The 2,585-nt window shown below is 66.0% G+C and carries 4 protein-coding genes; 2 read left to right on the top strand and 2 right to left on the bottom strand.

Annotation, left to right across the window (positions count from 1 at the left end):
- The first annotated feature begins 51 nt into the window (after window positions 1–51).
- Window positions 52–627, top strand: a complete 576-nt coding sequence (locus AC1D0P_RS24385; protein ID WP_477679090.1) for an RNA polymerase sigma factor — start codon at window positions 52–54, stop codon at window positions 625–627.
- Complete coding sequence (locus AC1D0P_RS24380) at window positions 627–1,400, top strand: anti-sigma factor (protein WP_477679089.1); 774 nt, start codon at window positions 627–629, stop codon at window positions 1,398–1,400. The genes AC1D0P_RS24385 and AC1D0P_RS24380 overlap by 1 nt, the downstream gene beginning before the upstream one ends.
- A gap of 92 nt (window positions 1,401–1,492) precedes the next feature.
- On the opposite strand, the gene AC1D0P_RS24375 is transcribed toward AC1D0P_RS24380, so the two are convergent.
- Both AC1D0P_RS24375 and AC1D0P_RS24370 read right to left on the bottom strand, forming a co-directional pair.
- Entirely contained in the window at window positions 1,493–2,212 is a 720-nt protein-coding gene (locus tag AC1D0P_RS24375) for a glycine zipper 2TM domain-containing protein (protein WP_477679088.1), read from the bottom strand.
- 237 nt (window positions 2,213–2,449) lie between these two features.
- The coding region (locus AC1D0P_RS24370; protein ID WP_477679091.1) for an ArsC/Spx/MgsR family protein at window positions 2,450–2,585 on the bottom strand (136 nt) is incomplete at its 5' end.

The following is a 2,585-nucleotide window of genomic DNA, read 5'->3' as shown; positions in this document are numbered from 1 at the left end:
CCGTTGGGCCTTCTGTCGCGTATCCCCTGTCAATACCTCACAATGTTCGCCATGAAACCAGAAAGCCCGGACCTCCAATTGATCGCGCTGATCGACCGTGTGGCCCGGGCCGATGAAGCAGCCCTGCGGCAGCTGTACGACCTGAGTTCGTCCAAGCTTTACGGTGTCGCGGTGCGGGTGGTGGGCAATCGCGAATGGGCCGAAGACGTGCTGCAGGAGGCTTTCCTGAACATCTGGCGCATTGCCGGCGACTACAAGGCCACGCTCTCGCCACCCATGGCCTGGATGGGATTGATCGTCAGGAGCCGCGGCCTGGATTTCCTGCGCCGCCGAACGTCCGACCGGGCCGACCTGATGCAGGAACTGGACGACGTGCTGTCGGACACCGTGGCGGGCGACTCGCCCAACCCCATGGACACCACACAGGCCAGCGAACAGGCCTGGGCACTGCACCAGTGCCTGGACAAGCTGGAACAGAAGCAGCGCGAGGTTGTGAGCCTGGCCTACCTGCGGGACCTGAGCCATAGCGAACTGGCGGAACAATTGAAGCTGCCGCTGGGGACGGTCAAAACCTGGATACGCCGCGGACTTGAGCAGCTGCGCGGCTGCATGGCGAGGTTTGCGTAATGAACATCCGCAACAACCCCTCCCTCATGGATCAACTCGCGGCCAGCTATGCGCTGGGCACCTTGCGCGGCGGTGCGCGCCGCCGCTTCGAGGCCTTGGCGCGCGACGACGCCACCCTGCGCGCCGCGGCCCTGGTCTGGCAAAGCCGGCTGTCCTCCGTCGCCGAGCTGCAACCGCAGGCGGCGCCCAGCCCGGCGGTCTGGACGCGCATTGAAAACCTCGTCAAGGCCGACAAGGAGGCACGTGCCATGCAGGCCGCACGCGGCGCTGCGCCGGCAGCGGGCGGCTGGTGGGCCAGCCTGGGGCTGTGGCGCGGCGCCAGCGCTGCCGGTGCTGTGGCTGCGGCGCTGGCGGTCGTTGTCGGGCTGAATGTGAACTCGCGGCTGAGCGGGCAGGTCAGCGAGCTGTCGGCCAGACTCACGGCCACGCCGGAGATCGAATACGTGGCCGTGCTGACGGATGACAAGGCCTCGGCCTCGCTGCTGGTGACCTTTGACCCGAAGAACAAAACCCTGGTGCTCAAGCGCGTGGGCGGCTTCCGCGAGCAGCCGGACAAATCGCTGGAGCTGTGGGCCTTGCCGCCCGGCGCGGCGCCGAAGTCGCTGGGGGTGCTCAATGCCGACCCGGTGGTGCGCCTGGCCGCCGCGGGCACCGACATGCGGCAGGTGCCGACACTGGCGATCACGCTGGAGCCCAAGGGCGGTGTGCCGCCGGGCAGCGGGCCTACGGGGCCGATGCTATTCAAGGGCGCACTCATCGAGACGCCGAAGTAAGAGCGCTCTTGCCACCATGATTGGCAGGCAACAAAAAAAGGGCGCTGGTAGCGCCCTTTTTTGATGGAACCGGAAGCCGCGGCCTCAGGGCCTTAGCGCCAGTGATGGTGGCCGTAGCCCCGGCTGTAGCCGAAGTTCAGCGACAGGCCGATGGGTGGGTAGTAGGGGCGGTAGTAGGCCGGTGCGTAATAAGCCGGATAGACCACGGGCTGCACATAAGCCGGTTGCACATAGGTCGGGGATTGCTCGACGTAAGCCGGTTGTACGGGAATCGGCTGGCTGTAGGCTTGCGGCTGCTGGGGCGCGGACTGGAAGGTCTGCGGAGCGGGTGTCATGGCGCCGACCGGCGTGACCTGCAGGCGCACGTACTGGCCGGGATCGTTGGCCATCTGCGTGCTGTACTGCGTGCCCTGGTATTCATAGACCACGTTGTAGTGGCTGGGGCGATTCTCGTAATAGGTCTGCGTCGTGCACTGCTGCATGTTCTGGACCTGGTTGTTCGAGCCCTCGATGCGGTCGCCAATCATGGCACCGCCGACCAGGCCAATGACCGTGGCCACCGCACGGCCGCCGCCATTGCCGATGGCGTTGCCGGCTGCACCGCCTGCGATGGCGCCCATGAGTGCGCCGGCGCCTGAATTGGGAGATTGCGTGATGACCGGCTGGTTGGTGCAGACCTGGCGCGGCACGGCGACCTGCTGCACCACCGGCGTGCTGGAAATCACCCGCGCCAGGATGTCCATGGCGGAGGCGGGTACGGCGGCAAGGCCTGCGGCCGCGGCGAGGGTGGAGAGGACGAGTGCTTTTTTCATGGTTCGAATCCCTTTTCAGCAAATGGCTGAAGTTGCGCCGCCTGGTGGTGCTGCCCGGGGTGCGGGCGGCGGCGCTGGCGGCTAGTGCGATTTTAGTAAGTCAGAGCCGTTTTGGGGCGCGGAGTTCGGTAAATCGGCTGTAAAGCTCTTCAGGAACGGTAAAGCGCTGCGAAAGCGGTCCAAAAAGCGTGGAAAAACACCTATTTGTGTGAAGGTGCGCGGCATGCGCATCGGCGTTCAGACCCGCGCCGCCCAGGCCGCGGCATCAAAGCCGACGGTGATGCCCTTGCCCCAGTCCACCACGGGGCGCTTGATGACGCTGGGGTTGGCCAGCATCAGGGCCTGGGCGCTCGCGCTGTCCTGCGCGCCGGCC

The sequence above is a fragment of the Polaromonas sp. P1_G2 genome (assembly GCF_056405515.1).
This window is presented reverse-complemented; position numbering and strand designations above follow the sequence as displayed.